We start from the raw sequence: 1,222 nt of genomic DNA, 5'->3' as shown, positions 1-1,222 counted from the left end.
CGCGGTGCTTGCGACAGGCGGAGGCGCGGGCTGTGACGGCCCCGTGCGGGCGCGGACCGTGCGGGCGCGGACCGCGCACGGCACCTGCCGCCCGGCGGGGCGGCCGCGGCTGCCGCGAGATGCGGATGCGCGAGACCTTGGGGACGACGGAGCGGACCATGCGGAAAAGACGCATCGCGGCAAGGCCGGCACGGGACGGGGCGCTGGCGCCTTCCCTCCGCGGCAACGAGACGGGCGAGGCGGATGGCGACATCGAATGGATGCGGCGGGACCTCAAGACCATGCAGGAGCGACTGGCTCGCGCGGCTCGCCCGGGCGCCCGACATCGACCGGATGGGGGCGGATGAGCTGCGGGCGCTGTTCCGGCCGTGGCCCGCGATCGCGCGCGCCGACCAGCTTCCGCCGCCCGGCGACTGGACGACCTGGCTTATGCTCGGGGGCCGCGGCGCCGGCAAGACGCGCGCCGGGGCGGAATGGGTGCGCGGGCTCGCGCTCGGGCTCGATTTCGCCGGGCCGCCCGCGGAGCGGATCGCGCTCGTGGGCGAGACCTTCGCCGATGTCCGCGACGTGATGATCGAGGGGGAATCGGGGCTCGTCGCGCGCCATCCGCCGACCGAGCGGCCGGCCTGGATCGGCTCGAAGCGGCGGCTCGAATGGCCGAACGGCGCGATCGCGCTCGCCTTCTCCTCGGAGGATCCGGAGAGCCTGCGCGGCCCGCAATTCGATGCCGCCTGGTGCGACGAGCTCGCCAAATGGGCCTATCCGGAGCCGACCTGGGACATGCTGCAGTTCGGGCTGCGGCTCGGCCGGCGCCCGCGCCAGCTGGTGACCACCACGCCGCGGCCGACCGCGCTCCTCAAGCGGCTGATCGGCGAGCCGGGAACGGCGACGAGCCGGGCGCGCACCGCCGAGAACGCGGCGTTTCTCGCGCCGTCCTTCCTGAGCCAGGTGGTCGGGCGCTATGCCGGCACCAGGCTCGGCCGGCAGGAGCTCGACGCGGAGCTCGTGGAGGACCGCGAGGGCGCGCTCTTCACGCGGGCCCGGATCGAGGCGTGCCGGGTGCGGGCGGCGCCGGAGCTCTTGCGGATCGTGGTCGCGGTCGATCCGCCCGCGACGAGCGGGGCCGGCGCGGATGCCTGCGGCATCGTCGCGGCGGGGCGGGGCGCCGACGGGCTCGCCTACGTGCTCGCCGACCGCAGCGCCGCCCGGCTTTCGCCCGCCG

Annotated in this window: 1 protein-coding gene; it reads left to right on the top strand. The window is 76.1% G+C overall.

What is annotated here, in order from left to right; genetic code table 11:
* Nucleotides 1-243 precede the first annotated feature (243 nt).
* A partial coding sequence (locus E4O86_RS22965) for a terminase large subunit domain-containing protein (protein ID WP_161142852.1) occupies nucleotides 244-1,222 on the top strand: 979 nt, incomplete at its 3' end.

Origin of the sequence: Propylenella binzhouense, from assembly GCF_009866965.1 — a bacterium.
Classification (GTDB): Bacteria; Pseudomonadota; Alphaproteobacteria; order Rhizobiales; family Afifellaceae; genus Propylenella; species Propylenella binzhouense.
The sequence above is the reverse complement of the archived record's forward strand: the minus strand, read 5'-3'. Positions and strand labels throughout refer to the sequence as shown.